Annotated in this window: 20 protein-coding genes and 1 pseudogene; 6 read left to right on the top strand and 15 right to left on the bottom strand. The window is 39.3% G+C overall.

The window, feature by feature from the left end; translation table 11 throughout:
• Positions 1–22: 22 nt before the first annotated feature.
• Positions 23–2974 (bottom strand): adenylate/guanylate cyclase domain-containing protein, encoded by a 2952-nt coding sequence (locus E4O04_RS07815; RefSeq protein ID WP_253687911.1) that lies wholly within the window; start codon positions 2972–2974, stop codon positions 23–25.
• Positions 2975–2976: 2 nt separating this feature from the next.
• On the opposite strand from E4O04_RS07815, the pseudogene E4O04_RS07810 reads away from it, so the two are divergent.
• Positions 2977–3603, top strand: a pseudogene (locus E4O04_RS07810) (Rpn family recombination-promoting nuclease/putative transposase); the annotation flags it as partial.
• 27 nt (positions 3604–3630) lie between these two features.
• On the opposite strand, the gene E4O04_RS07805 reads toward E4O04_RS07810, so the two are convergent.
• From E4O04_RS07805 to E4O04_RS07785, 5 genes are all read right to left on the bottom strand, one after another.
• Positions 3631–4584, bottom strand: a complete 954-nt coding sequence (locus E4O04_RS07805) for a formylglycine-generating enzyme family protein (RefSeq protein WP_253707198.1) — start codon at positions 4582–4584, stop codon at positions 3631–3633.
• Between the two features lie 207 nt (positions 4585–4791).
• Entirely contained in the window at positions 4792–5502 is a 711-nt protein-coding gene (locus E4O04_RS07800; RefSeq protein ID WP_253707196.1) for a DNA-binding domain-containing protein, read from the bottom strand.
• A 55-nt stretch (positions 5503–5557) separates the two neighbouring features.
• Positions 5558–5854: a hypothetical protein gene (locus E4O04_RS07795; RefSeq protein ID WP_253707194.1), complete on the bottom strand. Its 297-nt coding sequence runs from the start codon at positions 5852–5854 to the stop codon at positions 5558–5560.
• Positions 5855–5929: 75 nt separating this feature from the next.
• A complete protein-coding gene (locus tag E4O04_RS07790; protein ID WP_253707192.1) occupies positions 5930–8437 on the bottom strand; it encodes an InlB B-repeat-containing protein in 2508 nt (835 codons plus the stop codon).
• A 49-nt stretch (positions 8438–8486) separates the two neighbouring features.
• On the bottom strand, positions 8487–8681 hold the full coding sequence (locus E4O04_RS07785; protein ID WP_253707191.1) for a hypothetical protein: 195 nt from the start codon (positions 8679–8681) through the stop codon (positions 8487–8489).
• Between the two features lie 42 nt (positions 8682–8723).
• Here E4O04_RS07785 and E4O04_RS07780 point away from each other — a divergent pair, with 42 nt between their 5' ends.
• On the top strand, positions 8724–9482 hold the full coding sequence (locus E4O04_RS07780; protein ID WP_253707190.1) for a helix-turn-helix transcriptional regulator: 759 nt from the start codon (positions 8724–8726) through the stop codon (positions 9480–9482).
• A 22-nt stretch (positions 9483–9504) separates the two neighbouring features.
• Here E4O04_RS07780 and bamD read toward each other — a convergent pair whose 3' ends face one another.
• From bamD to E4O04_RS07765, 3 genes are read right to left on the bottom strand one after another with little or no spacing between them, the layout of a single operon-like run.
• Positions 9505–11061 carry an outer membrane protein assembly factor BamD gene (gene bamD / locus E4O04_RS07775; protein ID WP_253707189.1) on the bottom strand — a complete coding sequence of 519 codons (1557 nt, stop codon included), beginning with the start codon at positions 11059–11061 and terminating at the stop codon, positions 9505–9507.
• Complete coding sequence (locus tag E4O04_RS07770) at positions 11058–11474, bottom strand: hypothetical protein (protein WP_253707188.1); 417 nt, start codon at positions 11472–11474, stop codon at positions 11058–11060. Before E4O04_RS07770 ends, bamD begins: the two co-directional genes overlap by 4 nt.
• Positions 11455–14400, bottom strand: a complete 2946-nt coding sequence (locus tag E4O04_RS07765; protein WP_253707187.1) for an AAA family ATPase — start codon at positions 14398–14400, stop codon at positions 11455–11457. Before E4O04_RS07765 ends, E4O04_RS07770 begins: the two co-directional genes overlap by 20 nt.
• 118 nt (positions 14401–14518) lie before the next feature.
• Here E4O04_RS07765 and E4O04_RS07760 point away from each other — a divergent pair, with 118 nt between their 5' ends.
• The gene (locus E4O04_RS07760; RefSeq protein WP_253687922.1) at positions 14519–15139 is read left to right on the top strand and encodes a helix-turn-helix domain-containing protein; all 621 of its coding nucleotides are present in this window, start codon (positions 14519–14521) and stop codon (positions 15137–15139) included.
• A gap of 30 nt (positions 15140–15169) precedes the next feature.
• Here E4O04_RS07760 and E4O04_RS07755 read toward each other — a convergent pair whose 3' ends face one another.
• Genes E4O04_RS07755 through E4O04_RS07740 form a run of 4 tightly spaced genes read right to left on the bottom strand, consistent with a single transcriptional unit; the run spans position 15170 to position 19892 of the window.
• The gene (locus tag E4O04_RS07755) at positions 15170–15610 is read right to left on the bottom strand and encodes a response regulator (protein ID WP_002668975.1); all 441 of its coding nucleotides are present in this window, start codon (positions 15608–15610) and stop codon (positions 15170–15172) included.
• Positions 15611–15631: 21 nt separating this feature from the next.
• Complete coding sequence (locus E4O04_RS07750; protein WP_253687923.1) at positions 15632–16096, bottom strand: chemotaxis protein CheX; 465 nt, start codon at positions 16094–16096, stop codon at positions 15632–15634.
• Between the two features lie 24 nt (positions 16097–16120).
• Complete coding sequence (locus E4O04_RS07745) at positions 16121–17458, bottom strand: CheR family methyltransferase (protein WP_253707186.1); 1338 nt, start codon at positions 17456–17458, stop codon at positions 16121–16123.
• A 16-nt stretch (positions 17459–17474) separates the two neighbouring features.
• On the bottom strand, positions 17475–19892 hold the full coding sequence (locus E4O04_RS07740) for a chemotaxis protein CheA (RefSeq protein ID WP_253707185.1): 2418 nt from the start codon (positions 19890–19892) through the stop codon (positions 17475–17477).
• Between the two features lie 130 nt (positions 19893–20022).
• Between E4O04_RS07740 and E4O04_RS07735 the strand changes: the two genes are divergently transcribed.
• The 3 genes from E4O04_RS07735 (at position 20023) to gap (ending at position 23160) form a co-directional block, all read left to right on the top strand.
• Complete coding sequence (locus E4O04_RS07735) at positions 20023–21180, top strand: hypothetical protein (RefSeq protein WP_253687926.1); 1158 nt, start codon at positions 20023–20025, stop codon at positions 21178–21180.
• Positions 21180–22022, top strand: a complete 843-nt coding sequence (locus tag E4O04_RS07730) for a hypothetical protein (protein ID WP_253707184.1) — start codon at positions 21180–21182, stop codon at positions 22020–22022. The genes E4O04_RS07735 and E4O04_RS07730 overlap by 1 nt, the downstream gene beginning before the upstream one ends.
• Positions 22023–22110: 88 nt before the next feature.
• Positions 22111–23160, top strand: coding sequence for a type I glyceraldehyde-3-phosphate dehydrogenase (gap, locus tag E4O04_RS07725; protein WP_253687928.1), 1050 nt, complete (start codon positions 22111–22113; stop codon positions 23158–23160).
• 89 nt (positions 23161–23249) lie between these two features.
• Here gap and E4O04_RS07720 read toward each other — a convergent pair whose 3' ends face one another.
• Together E4O04_RS07720 and E4O04_RS07715 are read right to left on the bottom strand one after the other, a co-directional pair.
• Entirely contained in the window at positions 23250–23993 is a 744-nt protein-coding gene (locus E4O04_RS07720) for a YebC/PmpR family DNA-binding transcriptional regulator (protein WP_253687929.1), read from the bottom strand.
• A gap of 123 nt (positions 23994–24116) precedes the next feature.
• Complete coding sequence (locus E4O04_RS07715; protein WP_253687930.1) at positions 24117–24341, bottom strand: hypothetical protein; 225 nt, start codon at positions 24339–24341, stop codon at positions 24117–24119.
• Positions 24342–24418 lie beyond the last annotated feature (77 nt).

Here is a 24418-nt window from a genome sequence, read left to right as displayed (position 1 = left end):
AGCCGGTTTGCCATACATCGGTTCAAGTATTCAATAAGACTCTTTCTATCTCCCTAATGTTGTGAGCCATTTCAGGCTCCAAAACAGTTTTATCAAATAGATTAATCAGATTGCGGCTGGAGTCAAAATCTTTTGTCTTAAAAGCCTGTATCAGTTTTTCATATAAGCCTTTAAGCTCGGTAAAATTTTTTATATTGCCGTTATCTTTGTAGCGCACATAATAACTGGTTACACTACCCTTTCCTTTTAGCTCCCGTGCAGGCCGCTTAAAAAGAGAATAGCGCCCGTCTATTATTGCCGCCGTTTTTTCGGAAACGGTACAGGCCATGGGGGCTGTTGCCGCTTCAAGCCTAAAGGTCGTGTTTACTACATCTCCGAAAATATCGAAAACATACTTATGAACACCAACGATGCCTCCCGTTATCTTTCCCGAATCGATGCCTATCTTTACCTGAAAATGAGACTTATTTTTTTTGTTGATGGATTCAAGCACAGAGAGCATTTCAATCGCAGCATCTACCAAACGGAAGGCGTGATCTTCTTCTCCCCTAAAACCGCAACAAGCCATGTAGCCGTCTCCCAAAGTCTTAATCCTTTCACAGCCGAATTTATCCATAATGCGGTCAAAATGAGTGAATATATTGTTTAACTCCGAAATAACGGTTTCGGGTGAATTGGCACTTGACCATTTTGTAAAATTAACAAGGTCGGCAAATAAGACACTCACCGCAGAATAAACTCGCGGCTTTGAAGTTCCGGTTTCGATTAACTCGTCTATAATGGGAAGAGGTAAGGTGTTTCTTAAAAGTTTATCGCTTTTTTCTTTTTCTTCAGCCAACTCTTTAGTCTTCTCTTTTACCTTTTTGTCAAGCTCCTTAGCCCTTCGTTTTAATGATCTAATCCTTATTTGCACAACCGAAAAAACAAGACTGCCTATAAAAAGAATTAAAATAATATCAAACCAAATTGTCTGATAGAAAAAAGGCTCTTTATAAAATTCTATACCTGCACCGTTTTCGTTTATAATTCCGTCATTATTGGCGGCTCTTACCCTGAAAACATATTGTCCCGGGGAAAGGTTCGTGTAAGCTACTTCGCGTGTTGTTCCTGAGGACTTCCATTCTTCATCGTAACCTTCCAGTTTGTATTCAAAACGAACCCTTTCGGGTATGGTAAAACTGAGGGCCGTAAATTTAAAAAGAATACGCTTAACCTGAGCTTTTATTGTAAAGTTATTTTCTTCCAAATCAAAATCATTTCCGTCCAAAATAACGTTTTCTATAACGACAGGAGGAGAATGTTTATTTGTAACATAATAAGACGGATCGCAAACTGCAACCCCTTTTAATGTCGGAATGTATACGGTGTTTTTTTCGGTTACATGTGCCCAGGCATTTGCGGATAACTGTCCGGTAAGACCGTCAAGCCTGTTATAGCGGACAAGCCCCTCGGCAGGATGTCTGTTTAGGACAGCCTGTAAGAATTTTTGAGCCTTAACCAAAATAAGTTCCTTAGGTGTTACAAGCCAAAGGTTATCCTGACTGTCGTATAGGGCGTTGTATACACTTATAATTTTTTGACCTATTGCAATATTTGCATCATAAAAATTTCCGTCTTTATAAAGGATTAAGCCGTCACTGGTGCAAAACCATATATTTCCGCCTTTGTCTTCTATAATGCGGAAAACGATATTACCGTTAAAGCCTTCTTCTTTTGTAAAAAGGCGCTCCACTTTAATTTTAGGTCTATCTTCAGAAATAGAAACATTAAGTTCCGCTGCACCGCTTCCATTAGTACCGAACCAGATAGTACCCTTCCTGCTTTCCATTGCACACAGGGTATACAGGTTTGATAGACCGTCGGCTTCGGTGATATTCGTCACTACGCCATTATAATAAACAGCCGGAGCTGATGTAGTTCCTATCCACAAAAGACCGTTTGAACTGCGCATTGTAAAGCGAACCCGGTTACCTGCAAGGCCTTCTTTTTTTGAAATACTTTTTATGCTGCCGTCCTTAAAAAAAATAAGGAGTCCCTTATCCGAATAGGTAGAAAAATATAAAGAACCGTCAGCTTCTTCCCTTATTTGCCTGACACGGTTACCCTCAGTCATTTTAATAAGACGGTCGATGTCATCGGAACGCTTTTTAGAAAGTGAAGAGCTTTTTAAACATACAACGCCGTCATCCTTGGCTATCCATATATTTTTATCCTTATCTTCCAAAACGGAATTTGAAGCGGAAGGAGGCAGGGATTCTGCACTGGCAAGGTCGACAAAACGCCCCTTGCTGAATTTTACCAAACCGCCTCGTTCCATACCTGCCCAAAGGTTTTCTTCAAAATCTACACATAAACAAGAGACAATATTGTTAGGTAAACCGTTTTCTTCCGAGAAGAATTCGGCCTTTTTGTCTTGGAGAGTTATAATTCCCTTATTAGTGGCAATATACATATTACCGTCTATGGTTCGCAAAAAACGGTTTATACCGGTACCGTCAAGGTTTTCTATCTCTATAACTTCTTGTATAGAGTCGTTTTTTATCTTGATAATTTTTCCATTAAGTGTACCGAACCAAAGAGTACCGTCGGTATCGTCATAGGCTGACGAAAATGTATAATCTTTTATTTCCTGCAAATACGGAAGGTTTATTATTTTGCTGTTTTGAATAACTGTAAGACCTTTTATGTTGGCTCCTACAAAAATTTTATCATCTACAGGCATAATAAAAGAGACAATGCCTATATTCTTGTCGCTTTCGTCTATATGTTCAAAATATCCGTCAGGTGTACGCCGAAATAGTCCGCCGGCAGTACCGACCCACATCACATTGTTTCTGTCTACTTTGATTGCACGTACCGAAAGATTGGAAAGACCGCTTTCAAGTCCGTATTCTTTAAATTGTTTGTTTTTATATGAATATAGTCCGGTAGAATTTGTGCCTATCCAAATAGTTCCTTCTGCATCCTCATACAATGTATGTTTCGGTTCAGCACAGTATTAACACCTATGAACAGGCAAAATCCGTACGATTTGATGTTTTGGTGCAAGCAGAAAACGGTAAATTTTATGATGTGGAAATGCAGGTAAGCAATGAAAGGAATATACCTAAAAGAATGAGATTTTACCAAGCGGCCCTGGACATTTCTTTTTTGGATAAAGGAAATTCCTATAATAACTTAAATGACAGCTTTATAATTTTTATCTGTTTATTTGATGTTATAGGTAAAAATAAATCTGTTTATACCTTTGAAAACATTTGTATAGAGGACAAAAATACATCTTTACAAGACGGAATAAAAAAGGTTATAATAAATGCAGAAGCTTTTAAAAACACTGAGGACAAAGAATTAAAAGATTTTTTAACATACCTTAAAACAGGTAAAGCGAATAATGAATTTACAAGGGGGATAGAAGAAATGATACAAACAGTAAAACAAAACGAACAGGCAAGACAAGAATACAGATTATTATCTACTTTTGAAATGGATATTAAGGACAATGCAAAAAGGGAAACCGCAAAACTTATGAAGTTAAAAAACTTTGATACAGTCTTAATTAAAGAAATAACAGGACTTTCCGAATCCGAAATAGAAAAATTGTAGTTGAATAAAGGGCTTATTGACAGAATTTCAATTCTTGGACTTAGCCACACGCAAGCCGATATCGCTGTCGCGAAGATCGGGATGGCAGTTGCCCCGGCAGGCACGGGAGACATAGTTAGTGCCGTTGCGCCAGCTGCCGCCTCGAATGATGCGGTAAGAGCCGGAACCGGCACCTGCATAGTCCGCAGGCAACCGTTCAGGTAAAGCCCGATCCCTGTCCCAACACCATTCCCAAACATTACCGCTCATGTCGTAAAGCCCATAGCCGTTAGGCGCTTTTTTCTTGACCTCGTGCGTTTTATCATTGCTGTTATTGCGGTACCACGCATAGTTTATAAGTTTGCTTACCTCATCGGTTCCTGCCCATTTTCCGGCAACGCCGCACTTTGCAGCCCACTCCCATTCAGCCTCTGTCGGCAAGCGGAAACCTTTTTTGCTCATGTCCATACCGGGTTCTTTTTTTGCATTTGCATGGGCTATAGTATATACTTCAGCGGCATTATCTTTTAGGTAATATACACATTCGGCTTCTCCCAAATCGGATGCCTTTTTCGTCAGTTCATTACAAAAGGCTATACAATCATACCAGCTTACATTCTCCACGGGCCGCTTTTTTTGCACTTCTGCGGGATCGGCTTCTTTACCGGAAGTTTCGTTAAAGCCGCTAGGTCTACTGCCCATTACAGCTTCCCACAGCTCCTGCGTTACTTCAGTTTCGCCTATCAGGTAGGCACTTAAACTTACCGCGTGAGGTTTGTTTTTGTCGCAGTAATCGTTATGTCCCAACATACCGTCTGTTACGGCGGCGATGTTTTTCATTGTAAATCTGACATTGCCTACTGCGTAGGTTTTATCGGAAGGTACGGCCCGATTTGTTTCGACGCCCTTGCCTTGTCCGGCATTGAGACAGGTAGAGAAAAGTATCATCATCATAATTGCCGATAGCAATACTGCTATAGCCGTTAATTTAAATTGTTTCATTTAATCTAATTTGTAGTTTAATGTGTAATCAATGTTTAATTGGTAATGTGTAATTGCCCATTACCACTTAATCATTCCTCACTACCAATTACCCATATATCCATTATCCATATCCTTATGCGGTAAGTGCGGCTTACCCTATAAGGTAAGCCGGTGTTACCTTATGCGGTAAACCGGTATTACCTTATAGGGTAAATCTGTGTTACTCTATGAACTTCGGGTAAGAGCTTTGCCGAATCTGCCTGATTTTAGCGTTTTAAGCTGTTTTGTAGCGTTGGCATACTTCGTTTTTACCTCGATGTACCAGCTGCCTGCCGGCAAGTCCGCAGGGATTATTGCCATGAGGCGGGCGGGTTTGTTTTCGGCGATGACGGCAGCTCGGATGGCTTCTCCCGTTTCGGGGACGAAGAAGATGCCTTGAGCCGTATCTTTCGGGTCAAACTTGAGCCGGGAACCTACCAGTTGGACAACGCCGCCTGCGGTCAGTACTTCGTTTACCTTGCCCGATACGATGTCGGTAACTTCGGTAATGTAGGGGTTGGTGTCGGCGGCTTCGACCTTTTCGCACTTGATTTTACCTACGGCTTCTTTAAGCAGGGTGCCTGCCGAAAGGTTTAAGTGCACGGTGTGCCGTTTTTTGTCGAAGCTGTCGGCTGCCCCGTTAAAGGTGCCCGATATGCTTAGAGAGGTGTTAAGTAAGGGCGTGTTGAGCGCAGCACCGTCTTTTATAAGGGTGCATACCACCTCTGCGTACACTTGCAAGGCCGCCTTTGTGTCAGCCTTGGTGAGTGTTGAACCTTTTTGCATCATAAGGTCAATGATTTCGTCAAGGGTGTACGAGCGCACATCCTGCACCTGCGCCATGTAATCATCCGGCGCAGGGGTGAGTAAGTTTTCCCGTAAACAATATTTTAACATAAAAACCTCCTTAGTTTTAATCGGTAATTACACATTATCCATTGGAATTATCCCATTAATTAGGCAGTATATAAAATTTGGCATTGTCTAAAACCTTGAACCGCTTCTGACCGGCATTACCAAGAAAAAAATCATTACCACCGGCACCAGATCCTCCGGTATCTAAATCAAATCTCTCGCCTCCATTTACCACTTCACCACTATGTTGCAGAACATCGCTCTCATATGTTCTAAAGGTTTTGTAATTAAACTTAATATATACTCCACCTCCGTTGTTTACTTCGGTAACGCGCATAATGCCGTAATCACGTTTACCTGTCATATAAAGTACCAGTTTGCCATCCAATGCCATGTGGTCAATTGTAGCATTCTCACCATAAATCATTGAAGAAGCTGCGGCGATTGCGGCGGCGATTGCGGCTTCTATCTAATTCTTCTTTTTCAGATTGCCTTCGCTGTCTACTTCCCATTGCTCGCTGCCCTCCGGCGTTACGGTAAATCTTTTATAATTCTGCGGTGTACCTCCTGTTATATTACCCTCAAGCACTTGTACCGGCGGAAATTCTCTGTAGTATTCAGGCGTAATGCGGGCAACGGGAGCCTCAGCGGTCAAGGTGTTGAAAACCTTAATCCTTGAAGTATTGTCCAAATACACATCGTTGTTTACCTCGTCTACCGCAATTCGTGTGCCTTCTTTCATACTTACGTCTGCGTAATTTGCGTATACGCCGCCGCCTTTTGCCGCCTTATTACTGGTAATCAGTACGTTCTGCCCACCGGGACCTGTAGAATCTTGCAGCCTCAAGTCGCAAAGGTAGCCGACATAGATGCCGCCGCCTTTGCCGTCTGTTCCTGTTGCTTTGTTTGCCTCATTCGGACCCGTGCCGCCGATAGTGCCGCCGCTGATTATTACCACAGGGTAGGATCTGTCAGTCATATAGATGCCGCCGCCGTTCTTTGCGGTGTTTCCCGTAAAGATGCAGTTTGTGATGTTAGTAGTTCCACCCTCGACATAAATGCCGCCGCCGTTTGTATCTGCTTTGTTGCCCGTAATGGTACAGTCTGTTATGTTGACGATTGCGTTGCTTGCGTAGATTGCCCCGCCGCATTTGTCCGCATCTTCTGCCTCGTCCGCCTTTCCGCCTTTAAGCGTCAGGTTTTCGAGGAAGAGCGTTGCGCCGTTCTCCACTTTGAAAATGCGGCTCAGACCGTTTGCGTCAAGTATGTTGCCGTCTACGGTTTTGCCCCTTATCGTGAGGGTCTTATCTATTTTGATTTGGCCCGAATTGCCGCTTGACGCCTCTATTTTACCGTCTATGGTGATGGTGGAGTTCGGATCAGCGATTTCGACGACTTTTTTTAACAACGTCCACGCATTATAATCGGAGCTGTTTACGGTTTTTTTCTTCTTAAACTTGACCGTTACGGTTGTATCGCCGCTTACGTTAGAAAGCGTTGCGGTTGTTTTGTCAGTTGAAATATCACCGACATTGCTGCTCCAGCTATCCACAGCATAGCCTTCAGCGGGTGTTGCGGCAAAGGTTACGCTGCCGCCGTGCGATACGGTGAAGCTTGGGCTGTTGCTTCCGCTCGCCGTTTCGGTGTTTCCGTTATAGGAACCTTGAAGGCTTCCGTTTCCGCCTTGTACGCGGAATGTTACAGTGAATTGTTTAACCAATTTGACAAAGAAGGTTTTAGATTCGCTTTCGACATAGCCCGCCGCACTTGCTTTTAATGTGATTTTGTATATGGCTTCGTTTTCGTTATTTCCAAGAGCCGGTAAGGTAAAATCGGCAGGTGTTGTGCCTGAAACAGTACCTGCAGAAGTCCAGCTGTTTGAACCCAACACCTTTTTTTCTATAGTTCCGGTTATGCTTGCCCCTTCTTTTGCCCGTGCCTGTAAAGTAATTGCCATATTGGTGTTTATTTCATACGGAGAATTCTCGGAATTTTCCGTTATCGGGCTATTGTTGTGATACAGCTCAACGGGCGACAGTTTGTTTGTTGCCGTACTTTTCGTTATTTCGGGGGAGCTTAAGCCTTTTTCGTCGGTCAGTTTAAGTGTGTATTCTTTTGCGGCACCTACTTTTACTTGTACATCGGTTTTTAAATAGATTATCCACTTTTCTGTCGGCGTGTCATCTATGGTAACTCCCTGGTTTACATCGCCGGCTTCCAGTTTTTTCACGCTTGCGACAGGTAAAAGAATGCCCGAATTGCCTATATTAAAGCCGCTTTTATCCGGCTTTACGGTAAGGGGAAGGGTTTGAGCCGTTCCGCCCTGCGGGGTAACGGTAATTGATGCTATGTCTTTGTGTAAAAGCTCCGTACTTACGGTTTTATCCATATCGCTTACTTTAAAACACAGTACATAGTACCATTTGCTGCTGTCTTGCGTTTTACACAAGGCTTTGTATTCTAAGGCGAGAGGCGGGGTATTGGCACGCAGTTTAAATGTGTATTTTTGCTCAAACTTTCGGCCTTCTTTATTGTAAAGGGTGATTGCAGGGCTTAAGTTTTGACTGCCCCACTCGGAATATTTTAAAAAGTCTTCTTTATATATCAATTCGATGCGGTCGGAAGATGTTTGTCTAAAATAGTAATCTATTTCTGCCCTAGGCGCATTCATACCGTCGGCACCTTTTACGCCGTTTTCAAAGACTACAATGTCCGAAGGCGAGCCTTGAGCACCGGGGATTTTAAGTATGTATTTTTGAGGATTTGTAAGTTTTAAGATAACCGTCTTGTCGCACTCACTCGGCAAACAAAGATACCCCTCGTTGTCCGTTCCGGCTGCGGGAATTTCGTTTCCGGTAATTAGCACGGTAGATGACCAATATTCAAGATCTCTTTCAATATCCGAAAAAAAGTGATCACAGGCACTTAAAAGCAGTAAAACCGTAATTACAATCAAAAAAGCTTTAAACTTATGCATAAACTCACTCTCCCTAGTCTTTTGAATTATACCCAAAAATACAACAAAATTATATAAAAAACAGGGGGTAAACGCCAAAAAGAACCATGGTTACCCAAAAAAGAACTTTGGTTACCTGCTCAAAATCGGACATCCGTGTCCGATTTTGAGCTTCAAGTTTTAGCCACAGGCTAAAACTTGCAAATATGGAAACCACCGCACATCCTGTGCGGTAAATGAACGGACATCCTTGTACATTTTTCATCGGGTATTGTCATTTTTTTTAAATAATATTATAATCGGGGCCATGAAGAGTTTTTTTACGGCAAGCCGTATTATGTATTTGTTGGGAATTTTTGTATTAAGCACTGCAATAGTGATGAATATTACCAATCAATTTCCGCTGGCGGGGTTTCTTCCCGTAGTTATTAGGATTGACTTTGTTATAAATTGCATTTGTCTGTTTTTTTGTCTTATTCTTTTTATAAAACCCAAAAATAATATTCTCACCTATTTGATGTTTTTTATGGAAGCCGGAGTTACTGCACACATGGGATTTGTGGGTATCGGTACCCTTCTTTTTGTTGCAGGCTGTGTTATGGTTTTTGTAAACGGAGATTTTATAACCTATCATAAACAAAAAATTACAGCTCTTACAATTTATTGGCTTCTTATCAGTATAGGTTTGTATTTTTCTTTTAGTATAAAATATTTTATTTTTGAAATTACTTTGACCGGTTTTTATTTCGGACTTCTTGTATGCCTATATAAAAAACTGGAAGCAAACCTCTCTTATCTTTTGCCGCCTACCGAAATAGTTTCTACCGAAGTAAATCTTCCGCCCAAGGGCAGTGTTTTAAAACTGGCCGAATATGGTATCTCCGAACGCCAAAAGGACTTTATTTTAGGCTCGATTATGAACGGAAAAACTTATGAAGAACTGTCGGCCGAATTCCACGTAAGTACTTCTGTCGTAAAAAAAGATATGGCTTCGGCCTGTAAAAGTTTGGGAGTTGCAAACCGGGAAGCCCTGCGTATTCTTTTATTACAATACAAAATAGAATAATATTTTGTTTATTAAACTCGCCCTACTTTATATCGATATAGAATTTTTTGATATACCTTATCCTTGCATCCGCCTTATCCCAAAATTTACTTTCAGGATAGGCCTTGGTTAAGGTTTGGTAGGCTTCCAGGGCTTTTTTTACATTTTTATTCGGTCCGTTTAGTTCATAAGCCTGACCGCGTAAAAACAAGGCCTCATCCAAATTTTCGGAATAGTTTTTTAAAAAACTATCTGCCGAATTTAAGGCTTCTGCCGAATTTCCCGCAGAAATATAGCCTCTTATCATGTCCAACAACTCGGAAGGGGATTTAATTTTTTTCTCATCTGTTTTAGATTCCGGCTTTTCGGTTACGGTCAAAAGATCGGGAGAATCATAAACCTTTAAATCGCCTGTATCTTTTTTTATTGAAGAAGATTCTTTTTGTATCGGAACCCCTTGCATGGGTTTGGAAGAATCCGAAGTATCTTTTTCAGGTTTCTTTTCAGCCGGTTTTAGTTTTGCAATATTTACGCTTCCTTTATAATCAGGAGCTTTAACAGTATCATTCAGCTTTGTCTTTGCTTTTTCTACATGAACGGCGATAGAATCCGAAATAAAATTATCCGAAAAAACATCAAAATGCGAAAAGTTAAGAATATAGTTGCCTTCGTTTAAAGCTCCAAAGTGGAAGATAGAGGTACCGTTTTGCAGTTTTCTTTGCTGATATTTTACCCCCTTTTGTGCCGTGGATTCGCCCAGGTATACCCAGCCTTCTCCGGGGTATACAACTTCAAGTCTCTGCCCTGTATAGAGTTTTACCGAACGGGAGGTTTTTTCTTCTTTTGTCTCATCAGGTTCGGTACTTGGAAATTCCGAAAAAACACGGGTAGGCTCAATCTCTTTCATTTTTTCATTTACAATATCCTTATCATTAACACCGGAAGCTTCTGAGACAGGAGGTTTTACTTCTGCGGCAGCAGATTCATCTTTTGCGACAGGAGGTTCTGGTTTTGCAACTAAAGGAGCAGTATCTGAACTTGTTTCGTTTTTTTCCAGAGGTTTTCCTTTAATTTGAGGCTTTGTAGTCTTATTAGGATCCTCGGCAGGCTTTACGACTTGTTTTTTATCCGGCACACTTATAAGCGGCTTATCGGGAGCAGGAGGAACAGAAGTCTCGGTTTTTTTTACCTCAGGCTTCTCAGCTAAAGGAACAGGCTCATTTTCATCTTCACCGTCAAGTATAAGCTCCAATGCCGGCTTATCGGTGATAGGTTTAGGATCAGAAACGGATTCAGCCGAATCGGCTTTGGGCTTCAATTGTGAATCATTATTGTTCAAAAGACTATCCGTATTTTTTTTAGGCAAAATACCCTGTCCTTGTTGAGAGTTTTCAGGTATTTTCATAATTATAATCTTTTCGGAATTCTTAAGATTTTCAGAATCCTTGGGAGCTTCAGTATCGGAAACATTTCCCGTCATATCTTCAGTTTTTTTATCTTCAATTAAATTTTCACCTGTATTTTTTTTTGTACTTGCACAGGAATTAAAAAAGATAAAAATCAAAAATAAAATTAATGTAAAGCGTATTGAAAATTTCATGGAGCAGCCTCCAGTATTTTATCGGCAAGTTTTTTATTCTGTTTATGTAGTTCCTCCATATCCTTTTCGGCAGGAGGTTCATACCAATAATCAACCTCTTCTTTTTCCCATATTTTACGCTGTTCCCGTGAAAATTGAATAGGAGGAAGATAAAGGGGTTCATCTATGATTTGCAGCTTGTCGGCATTAACCTTGCCGGACTTAAAATCCGAATTTTTAGATGATAAGACAGTTCTTTTTGTTTCAGAATATGATGTATTATCTTTTTTTTGTGAAAATAAAATCAATAAGAGGCTTAAAATTAAGATAAAAATCAAGATGCATACAATTATAATAACCGCCTTCCTGTTATTAGAAAAAAACTCTTGAATATTTTTAAAAATATCGCCTATCTTACTCTTCAAGTCTATCATTTTCTTCTGAAACTTCCTCCTCACCGTTTACGGTTTTTATCCTCTTAGGCGGATGGGGCGGAATATAGATTCCCTCCTCCGGTTCAACATCTTCTTCTACAAAGGGCTCATTAACCAAGTCTATAGTTTTTGATTCAAGCTCTGTTTCATTATCAAGCCTTATGGCTATAACCTTTGAAACACCGGATTCTTCCATCGTAACACCGAGCATGGCATTTGCACCCAAAACTGTTTTTTTGTTATGAGTGATAACTATGTATTGACTTACATTTGCAAACTCCCGGAGAGTAGTAACAAACCTGGTAACGTTTTGCTCATCGAGAGCGGCATCAATTTCGTCAAGAAGACAGAAAGGAGAAGGCTTTACCATGTAAGTCGCAAATAATAGGGCTACTGCGGTCATGGATTTTTCACCGCCCGATAAAAGGCTTATATTTTCAAGTTTTTTCCCCGGAGGCTGAGCAAAAATTTCTATTCCCGATTCAAGCACATTTTTCGGATCTGTTAAGCGTATTTCGGCTCTTCCTCCTCCGAAAAGCCGCCTAAACATATTATGAAAATTCTTTTTAATCTTATTGTAGGTGTCCAAAAAAAGCTCGGTAGATTCGGCCGTTATTTCGTCGGTAATACGCTGCAAGTCTGCACGAGCCTTATCAAGATCGCTTATATGTTTATTTAAAAATTCATAACGCTCTTTAACGCTTTCGAATTCTTCGGGAGCCATAAAGTTTACTCTGCCCAAAGAATCAAGTTTTTGCTTAATCGAAGAAAGGCTTTCTCTAAGGTCGTTTACCGATGAGGTAATGGTAAACATCCTTTCTTCAAATTCCATAAGTTCTCTGGAATGTTTTTCCCTGAAATTTTCCTTTGTGTTACGAATATCGGCTTCAATCCCTGCAAGATCAAAGTGGAATTTTTCCAAAAGAGAATTTGCCTTTGAAAGTTCTGCAGTGAGTTTATCAACCTTTCCCCTCTTGCTGGCAAGGTCGGAGTTTTTTATCGAGATTTCGTTTTCAAGTTTTTCGAGCTCGGCACTTATCTTTCTTCCCTCATACTCCAAAGAATTTATCTCGCCTTCAAGTTCCGAAATATCTTCTTCCGTTTGCTTTAACTGTTTTTCTTCGGTAAAAAATTCGCTTTCAAGGTCATGGAGCATTTTTTTCTCCGAAGAAAGCTGGCGCTCTAAAAGCTTAACCTGATCTTCGGCATTTTTTGCCTGAGCATCTATCCTTGCTCTGTTTACTCGCAGGTCTTCAAGGGTTTTGCGGTAGTCGTTTATCTTGACGGAAAGCTCGTTATTTTCTTCTATCAGCCCTGCAATTTTAGTGCGGTTATTTTCGATAGATTGCCTGTTTTCCAAGATAGCGGTATCGACTGCTCTTTTTTTTGTAATGATACCTTCCGGAGCCAAAAATTCGTCAATAAAGCCTGCCGAGGATTTTTTATACTTTTCAAGAGCATTTTGAATTTCATCGCTTATAGATAAAAGGGATGAAAAACTTTGAACGGAATCTTCTGCGAATTTTTTTACATCATCTGCAGAATGATTTTCTATAGAGGCAAAGTCCGAAAATATAGCTTTTTTTCCGGTAATTAAAACTTTTAAACGGTTTAAGGCCCCATCCAAGTCTTTTTCGGCTTCCAACCTATTTGCAGATGAATAACCTGCAGATCTTAAATTTTTATCAAGCTCCGTAACGATATCCTCGGTTATGGACTTTAACTCAAGCTCCATAGCCCCTCTCATATCGTCAAGCCGTTTTATATCGTCTTCAAGTCTTTTTACTTCTTCCTTGTTTGAAGTAATCTGATGGCTTGCCAAGTCTATGTTTTTTTCAAACTCTTCGGCGTTTTTTTCTATTGCAGAAACCTGTTTTTTAAACTCAAAAACATCGGCATTCTTTTCCGAAATATCATCTTCAAGGTTTTCAATATTTTCTTTTGTCGAAGAAGTCTTTGCTTCAAGCTGATTTAACTTTAGTTTGAGCTCGGAACGGCGTTTATTGTAAATTTGAACCTGCTCCTGCTTACCTTTTTGTTCGATGGCTAAGTTTAATACCTTTGTGCGGTAAGCATTAAACTTTTCTTCCATCTCGTTTACAATATCCATATTTTCGGAAAGGAGTCCGTGAATACCGTCAATTTGTTCCTGTATGGAGTCTCTCTTTTCGGAGGCTTCTTTTAAGCTTTGCTTTTTTGCGGCAAGTCCGTCTACAAAGCTTTTTAAGCGTAAAAGCTGAATATCTCTTTCGTGTTCAAAAAGGGAATCCTTTAGCTCCCGGTACTTAATCGTCTGTTCCGATTGAATTTTCAGGGTATCATAGGATCTGCGTACCTCTGCCAAAGCAGCTTCAATCTGCTTCATATTTTCTTGGGTTTTTTCGAGCTTTCTTTCAGCATCCTGTCTTTTTACCTTAAATTTTGTTATACCGGCAGCCTCTTCAAAGAGATAACGCCTCTCCTCAGGCTTGCTCGAAAGGATCTGATCGATTTTACCCTGCTCCATAACTGAATATGCAGCCTTCCCAACTCCCGTATCCCAAAAAAGCTCTCTAATTTCACGCAGTTTTGCCGGCTGATTATTTATAAAATACTCGCTTTCCCCTGAACGATAAAGACGCCTCTTTATAGCTATTTCGCTTAAATCCAAATTCAAAAGGCCCTTTTCATTGCTTATAGTCAATGTTACTTCTGCAACATTAAGCTGATTCCTCTTTTCGGTACCGTTAAAGATAACGTCTTCCATTTTATCGGCACGTAAGGTACGGGACGATTGTTCTCCAAGTACCCATTTTACGGCATCCACTACATTACTCTTTCCGCAGCCGTTGGGACCTAGGAGGGCTGTTATACCATCTGCAAATTCAATTTTTACTCTATCGGGAAAGGACTTAAATCCGAAAATTTCAAGACTTTTAAGAAACATAACCCGAACATCCTTTTAACATGTACATATAAGAGATTATACAATTTATTTGCTTGTTTGTCATTAGGAATTGAAAAGTTTTTAAGGGATAGAATAGTTTTTCCGATAAAATGGTATTATGAAAGTATTAGTTTTTGATAGAAAAATAGAAACTCTCGCTTTTTTGTGTGAAAAGTTGGAAAATCATGGAATTATAACTATTGCTGCAGAAAACGGCAGCAAATTTATATGTAATTATTTGGATCCGGAATTGGATGCAATAATTGTAGCAAAAAAAGAATTAAGTCATTATAGCTTAAATGAAGCTCAATTGTTAAAAAAGATATACAAGGATATTACAATTTGCAGCTATATTCACGAAGATTGCTATAATATAAAAAATATCAATATAGTAAGCTCTTCCTTAATACCTGAAAATATAAGAGGAAACGAAAAAATCCTCAAAATTATTCTTGCAAAATGTAAAAGACGGCCGGATTTTAATAAGGACTATATCTATAGTCTGCCTAAAAAGTCCGGAATCTTGCTAAAGCATTTACTTATAAACAGGCAAAAAGGGCTAAGCGATGAAGAGATAAGCACAATTTTTTGGGGAGAAAAAATTCCTTCAAAACAAAACAGCATCTACAATCATGTTTATAATCTAAAAAAGTCCCTCAAAGAAAGTTTTAGCAATAGATATACAATCTTAAAAGCAAACAAGCGTTACAGACTGATAAAACTAAAAAAAGAGGCTTAAACCATTAGATTTAAGCCTCTTTTATAAAGATTAGGAAATACCTAGGACACCGGCGACACGCTCCAAAACCTTTTTGCGGTCAAGCGGCTTTACGATATAGTTTTTGGCTCCAAGCAAAAGAGCTTTTTTTACAAGTTCTTCCTTTCCGAGAGCACTTATCATAACAACCTTGGCATTTTTATCAAAGGCCATTATCTGCTCTAAGGCGGTTAGACCGTCCATTTTAGGCATCGTAATATCCATTGTTACGAGGTCAACATTGGGACATAGTTCTTTATATTTTTCAACGCCCTCAAATCCGTCAACAGCGGTAGCAACAACCTCATAGCCTTCACTATTCAATATCTGTCCGATTTGCTTTGTAACAAATATAGAATCATCAACAACCAAAATCTTGTAAGGTGTTCCATCCGGTTTTTTCCCTTCAGGTGCCCTCTCGTTAATATTGGGAAAGTCCTGTTTTGATATCATAATAAAACTCCTTTAATTTTCTTATACTCGATCACGAATTGCAACGTTGATTTCTACTTTACCCTGAGGGGCAGTCATCGGAACTATTAAAGCCTCAATATCGTTATTGGATATCTTCATATTATCGCCTGTGAACAAAGCCGGAGGAGTTAGGTCAAACTTAAATCCTAAATCATGAAGCTTTGTTACAGCTTGTGCCGTAATAAGATTAGCCAATTCCGTAATCGTTGCGCGGGCAAGCTCATCAAATTCTGTCAACTCTTCGTTATTCATTGCAGAGGCAATCTTTAAAGCTGTGTCCAAGGTCATATCAAATATAACCCGGCCCTCAACATCCCCGGCAAGACCGACAATAGCTGCGACACCCATAACCGGCATACAAGTCGATTTTAGGTACAAGTCGCCGCGTTTTATATCCTCACTTAAAACTTGTGACAGGATATTGTAAGCAGCTTCGCTAAACGGATTAATATACTCTACACGCATTTATTTCTCCTTATCCTTTTATATTTATTCTTTTGTAAAAATTACAATATCACCGGAGCTGTTTCGCAGCCAACCGTCCTGCTTGGGCATTGCCTCATTATGCCCCAGAATTATAAGCCCCGAATTTTTTAGTTTTTCCCTAAATTCTTCTATCATGGTTCTCTGAACATTGGGATTCATAAACGACAAGACATCCCTTGCAACAATTATATCTATATCGGGAACGGCATTTTGATGAGTACAATCATGGTACTCAAAAAGAATCATATCCTTTATCTCTTTTGAAAATGTCAAACTTCCGGAAGCAGTCTTTGTAATATAGGGCTCATAAATACCGGAAGCAACCTCATCAGGAACCGAAAGCATAGGAGCATTCGAAATAGCCAACAAATCCGAATCATTTGCAAAAATCTTTATATGTGCACGCGGATAACGCATTCTTAATAAAACAGCAAGACTGTATGCTTCGTACCCCTGACCGCATCCTATACACCAAACATTAATTACTGAAGAAGTATTTTCGGGGAGCATTTTATAATAAGCATTTATATAGGCCTCGCTCCAAAAACGTTTTGTAAAAGGCGACAAGAAAGACGATAAAAATTCTCCGGCATCGTTTTCCGATTGAATTTGCAAGTTCCCTGAAGGACGCATATCCTTCCACTCTAAATATCTCTCCTTGACCCAATTTTCATTAACGGCAGAAATATAGAATTTACCCATAGCGGATAAGGTATCGCCTATGAATTTTATATCCAAATTTTCTGAAGACTGGCCCACCTGAAGCTTTACAGGTTCCCTTACCACACTCGCCGCAACAGGAGTCAAATCTTCCTTAACTTCTTCTTTTTGTTGACGTGAGGCAAATATCTTATCTACATCAAGCAGAATATATAAGCGGCCTCCGTTTTCTACAACACCGTGAATATATTTGATATTTATATCACCGAAGATAGGATGCGGTGGCTGAATGGTACTGCTGGATACACCCACTACCTTATCGATAAAGTCTACTACAACGCCGAAGGTCTGATCTTGAACATTTATTATAACCATACTTTCAGGCTGATTTTTTTTGCGAGCAGGTACCGGAATATTAAAGAAAATACGCAAATCAATTATCGGAATTATATCGCCCCGGAGGTTGTATACACCCAATACAAATGGAGAAGTATTGGGTACATAGGTAAAGTTTCCGGCCTTTGCTATTTCCTTAACACGCATAATATCTATTGCATAGTCCTTACCGGCTAGGGAAAAAGTTACCATCTTAAAATCTACGACAATCATCTGATCATGTAGAGAATCCGTATCTCCTATGCCTAAGCCTGCATTTACCTTTAGTTCTTTCATTTCTTCCATAATGTCTTTCCTTAACCTACCAAATTGAAGCCTCGCGGCGCTCCCTAGCCTGCATTTCCTGCTTTAAGCCGAGCTCAAGCAGCTGTGCAACATCTATAATCAACGAAACGGAGCCGTCGCCTAAAATAGAAGCACCGGCAATTCCCGGAGAATTAGTAAATTGATCTTTCAATGGTTTTATTACAACAGCTTCTTCACCAATCAAGCTGTCTACCATAAGACCTACTTTTTTCTCTTCGGTTCCGACAACAACTATATAATTATACCCGTCATCATCGGTTTCTGCCGATGTAATACCGAACAGGCGGTTAAGCCTTAACAGGCTGTATACCTCATCGCGGACGTTAAAAACTTCATAATTATCTATGCGGTTAATTTCATCCGGTTTTACCCTATGACTTTCTATAACCGAAGTAATCGGAATCGAATAAACCTCGTCTCCTACCCTAATTAAAAGCCCTTGTATAATAGCCAATGTCAAGGGAAGTTTTATGATAAAGCGGGTTCCGACATTGGGTTCGGACTCCACCATAACCGTTCCGTTTAATTTTTCTATATGGGTCTTAACTACATCAAGACCTACACCGCGGCCTGATACGCTCGAAATAGTTTTACTTGTCGAAAAACCGGGTGCAAAAACCAACTGGAAGGCTTCAATATCGGTAAGAGTCTTATTCGGATGTAAAATACCTCGTTCAACAGCTTTTTGTTTTACGGCTTCAACATCAATTCCATGACCGTCATCGGCAACTTCGATAACTATCATATTACCTTCGTTGCTGGCTTTAAGAAGAAGGATGCCTTGCTCAGACTTACCGAGGCTTTTTCTTACCTCAGGAGATTCAACACCGTGATCAAGAGAGTTTCTTACACAGTGCATTATAGGATCAAGCAGGTCTTCAACAACCGACTTATCAAGTTCGGTATCTTCACCTTCAATAACCAGCTGAACATTTTTATTTAAATCTCTTGAAAGATCTCGAACTACACGCGGGAAGCGGCTGAAAATCTGACTGATGGGAACCATTCGGATCTTCATAACCCCTTCTTGAAGCTCGCCGGAAATACGGCCTAAGTTTTGCGACGAAGACTTAAACTTTGTAACGGCTGCCTTCATTGAAGAATCAAAATCTCCGAATACTTCCAAAAGGCTTGAGTACTCGTTTAAAACATCCTGCTTTATAGAATTAATATCATAGCCCTGCTGAATCTTTTCAAGATATTCGGGCATCTTATCCAATAGTCTTCTCGTTTTATCCTTGTAAATTGTACTGGAATTTTGAAATTTATCGTAGAGTTCGGTAAATTCAATTGTACTTTGATTTAAAGAAGCCTTAGTTATAACTGTCTCACTTACCAAGTTCAAAAGATAATCTATTCTGTTTGCATCTACACGCAATATGGAACCCGATGAAGAATGTCCGCTTCCTTGAGCGCTTGGTTGAGATTGTTTTTTCTCAGTTTTTTCTACGGATTTAGAAGGCTGGTCCTGAGCTTCTTCAACAGCTTTTTCCTCTGCCTTTTCGGAAACTTTTATTCCGGAAACACTCGCATCGGGAGCCTTTGCAGGAGCAGACTGTGCAGGCTTATAAGTTTCGTGAGCTTCCTCTTTGATTTGAAGTCTTTCGGCACTTGCAGAGAGAGTAACATCTCCTATAAAGGCAGCCTTTTCCAATATTTTGCTGTCCGATGCCGAAGATAAAAAATAAATTACTGTTTCATGGAATTCGTCTTCATATAAGGCATCAAAGTCCGGAACCGTTTTTAAAACACTGCCGTAGTCTTTTAATGCAGCAAAAACCTGAATACCGCCTACCGAATTCATTAAATTTGATTCATCGAATTTTACGATGACTGCATATAGGTCTTCACCTTTTTGAATAGTCTCTGCCAATTCAAGAATTTCATATTCCGAAAAATAATCTTTGACATCCAAACTTGAAGCCGGAGTCTGAGCTTTAGGTGAAGCAACGGGAGGTGCGGAAGTAGGAACGGAAACCTTAAGAGCTGAAGCCTTACTGCTCTTTTTATCAGTCTTTTCAGGTATAAATGATCTTAATTGATTTACAATACCGGACACATCATCCGAGTATATTGAACCTGAAGCCCTGGCATCCAACATAAGCTTAATTATATCTATGGACTTTAAAAGCAAATCTACCGTTTCTTCAGTTACCCTAACGGAACCGCTTCTAATCTCATCAAGAAGATCTTCCATTGCGTGCGTAAATTTAGACAGTTCAGTCATCTCTACAGTAGCAGATCCGCCCTTTAAAGTATGAGCAGCTCTAAATATCTCATCGACGGCATTACGGTCTTCGGGATTTTGTTCTATAACTAAAACATTACTTTCAAGTATTTCGACCTGTTGTTCAGCTTCACTGAAAAAATCTTTTAAAAGTTCTTCGTTATTGATGTCAAGATAATCACTCATACAATATATTCTATACTATTTACAATATTAGTCAAGAAGAAAATTGCTTTTTTTCGGTTTTTTTATTTATAAGAGCTTTTTTTAAAACTTAACTAGATTTTTTTTAAAATTTATTGTAAAATATGCAAATATGAGTATCAAAGGTAAAAAAATACAATTTTTATTGTTCTTCTTTTTAATAAAAACTTCCCTTGTTTTTTCCCAAGGGTTTTCGGTTCCTTATTTTGAAAACACCAATACTTTTTACAGTTTAACTACCAAACCATACATGACAGCCGACTCTATTCTGCTGGTCAAACTCAGGATGGAACCGTCTAATAAATTTTACTTTGATATGAACATTGATGCAAACATTGACAGGCTCATAGATTTTCTTTATCCTGCGCAAGATCCGAAATTCAACGGAAATTTCCGCTTTTTGGGAGCTTCCCTCAATTTCCCTAAAATACAAAATTTGCCTCTTTCTCTTGCAATATTTACAGGAATATATGATACCTTAGGCTCAGACTCCATTTTACAAGAGCACCTTAAAGTAAAGATGCCGGATCCCAAATTTAGACGCTATCATCCTGCTTCGGCTTTCCGCCCGCGCAATTTTGTACAAGGAACAGGGTTCGGAATTTATGGAGCCTTTTTTTCAGGTTTTTATCTTGGAACATACCTGTCTTGGAATGAAAAACTGGAAGATAAACTTCAGATCAAGTCGGATTTTAGAATAGGCGGAGCCTTTGACTTTTTTGCCTTTGATTTTTTTGCAGGAGCATCCTTTCCAAAAAATGCGGTAAAAACAAAATTTAGAACAGGTATTGCAATGCTTTTTCAGGCAGATGACAGTTATGACTTTTTTACCGAATCAGGTATAGCAGAAATAAAGATTGAAAATATTAATGTTAAAGACTTTACTTCCAACTTCTATGCATCATTCGAGGCAAGAATAAAAAAAGATTTTATAAGATCAAGCATAGCCTGTTTTGTGTCTCCCATCTTTTTACTTCCTCAAAGCATCAATGATCCCTCATTAAAAGATTCTTTTTTTACCGGTTTAAGTGCTGATGTAAGCCTTGGAAATCTTGAAACAAAAAATATGGAAGGCGGAATCAATATGATGGGAACGGTAAACCCCTTAAAACCCACAATGATAACCCCATTCTCATTTTTAATCAGTCCTTTTTATACCCTAAGGGCAGACGGCTTTACACTGGATTTTCGTCTTCCTGTAAATCCCTTGCTTTATAAAGATATATCAAAAATGATAACGGCACAAATATCAATAAAGGCGGTGTACTAATGAAAAAGATACTAGGTATTTTAGTTTTTTTTACATGCGTGAGTATTTTGTTTTCTCTTGATGTTACGGCATCTATAAACGTAGGAAACACACCCTTTAACTCAAAGGGTCCTACAGGAAAAATACCTGACTTCGGCTTTAAGTTGATTTTAAATGAAGATCTGGGTAAAAATGTAAACGGAAAATTAGCTGTTCAAAGATATTTAGGTATCGGGAACATAATCTGGGGAAGAATAGCTTATACAACCGATATGATAAATATCTCGATAGGACCAACCTTGAGCGTATTTAACGCAGGATTTGACAATAAAAATGTAAGCACCATCTTTCAGCCAGGCTTGGGAACATCCTTATCCTTTAAATTACCAATAGGATTTTTTACCTCTTTGGATACAAATTTTTCGATTCCTTTAGCATCGGTAAAAACTAAAAATGTATACTTGCAAGACGGATACTTTGATTTGGGCTGGAGATTTCCAAACATAATTGCATCCATAAAGTTGAGTCAAAAAAACAAGAGTATTGTTGAAGATTTGGACGAAACACATATTTCAATATCCGATATAGGATTTTATACGGTTTCCTATTCAAAACCGTCCGGAATAAGAATCCCTTTAAATATAATTTATAGAGTAGATCATTTTCAAAAGACCGGATCAATAAACGAAAAAATAGCCGATATTGTATTGGAAACAGGGGTAAATCATTCTGTTTCCAGCGATATTGAGTGGTTCGTTAATTTTGGAGCTTCGGTATTTTCTTTTTCTTTAACAAAGGCCGGCAGCCGGGTAAAAAAGTTTTTTTTCAATGCTGAAGCCGGTATTATATTAAACTTTAATTAAGGGGTCTTGAACAAAATGAACCTAAATAAAGTTGACATATGACCTAATATAGGTTAATATAAAAAAAATAAAAAATGAGGAGTTTTTTATGAAAGTAGCTATCAACGGATTCGGAAGAATCGGAAGACTTGTTTTTCAAGCCTTGGTAAATCAAAATTTGCTTGGGAAAGACAAATTCGATGTTGTTGCAGTTGTTGATCTTTCAACGGATGCAAAGTATTTTGCCTATCAACTAAAATATGATTCGGTTCAAGGCAAAATGAATGCCGAAATAGGCACTGACGGAGATGATGTGCTTGTAGTAAACGGACACAAAATTAAATGTATATCGGGAAAAGGTTTGACTCCTGCACAATTACCGTGGAAAGAACTCGGAATAGAGGTAGTAATTGAAAGTACCGGTATTTACACAAATGAAAAGGCCTATGAGCATATTGAAGCCGGAGCAAAAAAAGTTATTATTTCCGCTCCCGGAAAAAGTAAAGATCCTTCAAAACCCATTAAAACCTTTGTTATGGGCGTCAACGAAAACGAGTACAAGGCATCAGAGCATCATGTAGTTTCAAATGCAAGCTGTACAACAAACTGCTTGGCTCCCGTAGTTCATGTGCTTTTAAAAGAAGGCTTCGGCATTGAAACAGGTCTTATGACAACCATCCACGCCTACACGGCAACTCAAAAGACGGTAGACGGAGTTTCTCTCAAAGACTGGAGAGGCGGACGGGCTGCAGCCGTAAATATTATCCCCTCAACCACAGGGGCGGCAAAGGCTGTAGGAGAAGTTCTGCCGACTACAAAGGGAAAGCTGACCGGCATGTCCTTTAGGGTTCCTACCCCCACAGGTTCTGTTGTTGACTTAACAATACGTACCGAAAAAGATACCTCCATCGAAGAAATCGATGCAGCTATCAAAAAAGCTTCAGAAAGCTATCTAAAGGGTGTTTTAGCCTATTGTGATGAAGAAATTGTTTCTACAGACATTATCCATGATGCTCATTCTTCAATCTATGACAGCAAGGCAACCTTACAAAACAACCTTCCCGGTGAAAAGAGATTCTTTAAACTTGTTTCGTGGTATGATAATGAGTGGGGTTATTCCAACAGAGTAATAGATTTACTTAAATTTATAACAAAGTAAAAATCCGTTAAAATTAAAGTAAAATAAAAAAGCCCTTGCAATTTTCGTTTAAGCTGCAAGGGCTTTTCTCTTATAAGAGTTTTTAAAGCTTATTCCGGCATCTCAAAGCCTTCGGGGATTTCGATATTTGAAGAAACGGTTTGAACATCATCATCTTCTTCCAACTTATCGATCATTTTTAAGGCTTTTTGCGTTGTATCGGCATCCAAGGCTACATAGGTATCGGGAACCATCGAAACGGCAGCAGACACCGATTCAAAGCCCTTTTCCTGTAAGGCTTCAAGAACAGAGGCAAAGTCGTTGGGATCTGTCGTAACGGTAATAACGCCGTCTTCAGCCGCAATGTCTTCTGCACCGGCTTCAAGAGCTGCTTCCATGATGGCTTCTTCGCTTACCACTTCGGCATCGTATTCTATAACACCTTTTCGGTTAAACATATAAGCTACGGAACCTGTTGCTCCCAAGTTTCCGCCGCTCTTTGTAAAAATATTTCGAACACTGGCTGCTGTTCTGTTTTTATTGTCCGTTAGAACTTCAACCAAAACGGCAACTCCGCCCGGGCCGTAGCCTTCGTACAAAAGCTCTTCATAGTTTACGGCACCAAGTTCTCCGGTACCCTTTTTAATTGCTCTTTCTATGTTGTCTTTAGGCATGTTTGCAGCACGAGCTTTTAAAACAGCTGTTCTAAGCCGCGGGTTGGTAGCAGGATCTCCGCCTCCCATTTTTGCAGCAATTGAAATTTCTTTGATAAATTTAGTAAACAACTGACCTCTTTTAGCATCAGCTGCACCTTTGGCATGTTTAATTGTAGCCCATTTACTATGTCCTGACATGAAAACTCCTTACTCTTTTATAAAAAAATAGAGATTAATATTACACAAAAAAGCAAAATATGTCAATGGAGCTATGAAAAAAAAGACCCGATATGTAATCGGGTCTTTTTTTAATCAGCACTCTTATGGGCGTCTTGCGGCAATTCCCTTTTCAACCAGAGCCATGAACTCATGTTCATACCAATCTTGTGAATAAGGAAAGTGCTTGCGGACTACAGGCCTTAATTTGAACTCAATAGCATCTTTGCAAGCTTCACATACATCATATTCGCGGATATGCCAATAAGTCCTTTCTGTGATAGGATTTACCAGCTCTTTTCTACAAATATCACAATTTAATGTTTTCATAATAATACTCCTTATATCGTTTATATCAATATATAACATTCTATATCATTTTTCATACTTTGTCGAGTAAAAAAAAC

Source organism: Treponema sp. OMZ 799 (assembly GCF_024181365.1).
Taxonomy (GTDB): Bacteria; Spirochaetota; Spirochaetia; order Treponematales; family Treponemataceae; genus Treponema_B.
The sequence above is the reverse complement of the archived record's forward strand: the minus strand, read 5'-3'. Positions and strand labels throughout refer to the sequence as shown.